We start from the raw sequence: 4161 nt of genomic DNA on the forward strand, positions 1-4161 counted from the left end.
TATAAATTTATGTTTATGTACAATAAACTATTAAATACATTCAGGAGCGAAATTAAAACAAAAATTATCACGCTGCTTATTAAATATCAAAAAATGACAGTAACACAAATGGCCAGATACATTAATACAACAAGGTCAAATTTATATCAGAATATTTCAGAAATGCTAAAGGAAAATCTTGTTCTGCCACCGGAGGTAATTGTAAAAAAAAATTATGTTGAAAAATATTACAGATTAAACACAGAAGCTTTTAATGTATCACAAAAAATTATGGTGGAAGAACTTTTAAGGCTAGGAAATAAAGAAATTAAGGATATGCTAAAGTCATTTTTTATGGCCCAGGCGCTTTTATTAAATGTGCTTGCCGTGGAAATAGATTCCTATACTGATGAAGATATAACAAATATTAAAAATAATTTTGACAGTATACTAACAACCTTTGGGTCCCTTTCAAATGAAAATGCCAAAATCCTGGCAGAAAAAATAACAGAAATACTTGGAGAACTGCCTGATGGAGATGAGCAAAATATTTTTCTTTTTCTGATATTTCCATTTGCCAGCACAAATCTGGGTAAATATATTTTAAAATAAAATAAAAAATTTAATTTTTATCCTTAATTGAATTAAAAAAATCAAAAAGAATTTTATAATAGTTGCCTGTCTTATTTATATATACATTAAACCTTATCCTGCCCAGCGGTTCAAATGGTATTTTGTACATCTCAGAGTAATCTGAGTATGAAATTCCGGCATCGCATCTCTTATTAAAAACATAGTCCGGTATCATCCCTGGCCTATCCAGTAATATAATATTTGAGCCCTCAATGTAATCATGGCATATATTAAACAATCCAGAGTCCTTATAAAGCACAGCCAGATATTTATAATCCTTTTTATTAAAATAAAGACCGTAATTCTTTAAAAATGTAATTTTATCATAATTTTCATTATAAAGGTCCTCATTATAATTTGAAATATACACATCCGCCTCATTATTCAGCATTGATTCCCTTATATCATTGTATGTAAATTCAGCAAAGATTGAATTTATTTTTAAGTCATATGGCATAAATTCCATATCTGGAAGATACTGCCCTGCAATAAGTATTTCAGGTATGTGCGGGTCAAATAAATTTACATTTATCCCATCTCCCTTCTGCAATGTGCCGGTAACCGAATTATGTGTGGAAAAACCATTTGCCCTCATTATTCTTGATATTGACCCTGAATTGCCCCTGACCTGGTATGCAAAATATGAGCCCTTATGTCTCACCAGTTTTAAAAGTAATATATCTGTATTTCCCCTATGAAGATCAAATGGTTCTCCTGCAATGGCATTAACGCTATAATTTTTAAAATTATAATTAACCATTGAAAATATGTTTGGCAGCACCATTGTATAAAGAAGCATTATGGACGAGACGGGAAATCCCGGCAGACCAAAAATATCCCTTTCACCTGCCTTGGCAAATAAAACCGGTTTTCCTGGCTTTACCCTAACGCCATGAAATAAAATTCCGGGCTTGTATTCACCTATAATTTTATAAACATAGTCCATTTCACCTGCAGATGTGCTTCCAATGGTAATGGTTACATCATTTTCTGTAACTGATGCATTAATTACCTTTTTAAGTTCTTCATATGAATCCCTGACAATATCATAAATTTTAACGTTAAATGAATTATATTTTTTTAATGCCTGATAAATTGCAATTGAATTGGATTCAAAAATTTTCCCCTCAACATAATTTTCTCCAGGTCTAATAAGTTCATCTCCAGTTGGTATTATCCCTATGTTTATTTTTCGGAACACCTTTATAACATTCTGGCCTGTTGCAGCTATTACAGAAATATCCCGTTCATCAAGCATCTTAAATTTTTCTGCAAGCCTCTCACCCCTCATAACATCCAGTCCCGCATTGGAAATCTCATTAAATTTATCCACGGGTGCATTAAAAGTTACCATATTACCATTTATTGCTGCATCCTCAAAGGGAACCATGGCATCAGCGCCCACTGGTATTGCCGCTCCGGTTGGGACCTTCATGCATTTACCATTTCCGGGATGATTTACAGGCGGGTTGCCGATATATGTTTGACCTGCAAGCTCAAGTGTTACTGGGTGCTCCCGGTCTGCATTCTGTAGGTCAGATGTTATTACTGCATAACCATCAACCTGTGACCTTGAAAATAATGGTAGATTATTTACACTGTATATGTCATCATGGCATATCCTTCCAAAGGCATCATATATAGATACGTACTCAAAATCATTTATTTTTCTTATATTATTTTTGATTATTTCATATGCATCGTCAAAGGCCTTAATATTATCAAACATGTATGTCATAAAAATCACCAGTTTTAATGTATAATTTTATCATAAATTATATTTACTATTAAATGTATCAGAAAAAATGATATTAAAAACATAATTATATGCAAAAAAATAATTAAAGAGATAAAATACTGGTTATAATGCTTTATTCAGATTTTAGTTTGGAAAAAAACTGCACAGAGTTTTCCGGTATTAATATTTATAATGCTGTTAATGATTTTGGAACACCGTTAATACTTTATTCAGAAAAAAGAATAAGAGAAAATGTTAAAAGAATAATAAATGCTTTTATGCCATATAATATTTCAATACATTTTGCCATGAAGGCTAATTATAATCCATACATTTTAAATTTGTTAAAAAGCCTTGGCTGTGGCATCGATGCAGCAAATCAAAATGAGGCCATGCTTGCATTAAAACTGGGATTTAATAATAATGATGTTGTGTCAACCCCAAATAATCTTGATAGGGAAGGTCTGGCCTTTTTAATAAATAATGGCATTAAAATAAATTATGACCATCTTGGCCAGTATAAACTTGTGCAGGATTTAAATCCGGAATTTGTCTCATTTAGAATCAATCCGGGGATTGGGATGGGAGAATTTAAGGAGATAACAACCGCCGGTGAAAATGTAAAATTTGGCATATCATACGATGAGGCATTAAAATCATATAAATATGCCCGGGATCACGGGGCAAAAAGATTTGGCATACATATGATGACCGGTTCCAACGTTCTCTCAGCCAAATTTTTTAAGGAATCCAGTAGAATTTTTTTTAATATTGCAGCGAATATTTCAAAAAAACTTGATATTTCATTTGATTATCTTGACCTTGGCGGTGGTTTTGGTGTGCCATACCGTGATAATGATCCAGATTTTGATATAAAAGCAGCTGCTGGATATATTTTGGAAAATTTTGAGAATTTTAATTGTATATTTAATAATTCAGACCTTATTATAGAGCCCGGCCGCTATATAATTGCGGATTCCGCTATATTAATTTCAAGAATAACATCAATAAAAAATTATGGGCATACAATAATAGGCACTGATGCAAGCATGAATACACTTATAAGAATACCCTTATATGGTGCATACCATAAAATATACATTGCCGGAAAATGCAGCGACGGCAAATTAATCAGTGCAGATATTGTTGGGCAGGCATGTGAAAACACTGATTATATTGCAAGGAACATAAAAATTCCCAGTGTAAATGACGGTGATATTGTTATAATTTCCAATGCAGGTGCATATATAATGTCCATGGCATCCAACTATAATCTTCTGGCCAGACCTGCCGAGGCCATTATTTTAGATGGAAATTTAAGGCTTATTAAAAAAAGAGAGTCGGTTGATGATATGCTAAAAACTTTTTATCCATAGCATTATTTATGATATTCTGTAATTATTTCATTTATATACCATTCTTATTTATTTAACTTGCCTTTATTTTACTCATATATCATCAAAGTTGTTGAAACAAATACACCATCTATGAATAATAGAATATCTTTTCTCTCATAATTATGATAACAAACCACTCCATTTAATGTTGATAAATAAGAGTTAATAAGTTTTTTATATTTATCATTAAACAAGATAAAAGTAAATATATTAACATTTCATTATAATTATTATACAAATTAACATCCCATGGTAGATATCATCATTATTACAATTAGCTTATTAATTTGTGGAATTATAATTAAGTCTTTTTACTTATAGTTGTAGAATGTTTTATTGTTATATCTTATAGTTACCACGTATATTCCCTTTAATTAAATATATAATATTCTTTTATGTTTATGTTTAATCATA

3 protein-coding genes are annotated in these 4161 nt (G+C 31.1%); 2 read left to right on the top strand and 1 reads right to left on the bottom strand.

All coding sequences use genetic code 11. From position 1 onward, the window contains the following. Positions 1-591: winged helix-turn-helix domain-containing protein (locus AOG55_RS01760; protein ID WP_055040811.1), on the top strand; the 591-nt coding region annotated here is incomplete at its 5' end. 10 nt (positions 592-601) lie between these two features. Here the strand turns inward: AOG55_RS01760 and AOG55_RS01765 are convergent. Continuing rightward, positions 602-2350, bottom strand: a complete 1749-nt coding sequence (locus AOG55_RS01765) for a molybdopterin molybdotransferase MoeA (RefSeq protein ID WP_055040812.1) — start codon at positions 2348-2350, stop codon at positions 602-604. 128 nt (positions 2351-2478) lie between these two features. On the opposite strand from AOG55_RS01765, the gene lysA reads away from it, so the two are divergent. Next, positions 2479-3726 carry a diaminopimelate decarboxylase gene (gene lysA / locus AOG55_RS01770; RefSeq protein WP_054963861.1) on the top strand — a complete coding sequence of 416 codons (1248 nt, stop codon included), beginning with the start codon at positions 2479-2481 and terminating at the stop codon, positions 3724-3726. The last annotated feature ends 435 nt before the right edge of the window (positions 3727-4161 follow it).

This window comes from Acidiplasma cupricumulans (assembly GCF_001402935.1).
GTDB classification, from domain to species: domain Archaea; phylum Thermoplasmatota; class Thermoplasmata; order Thermoplasmatales; family Thermoplasmataceae; genus Acidiplasma; species Acidiplasma aeolicum.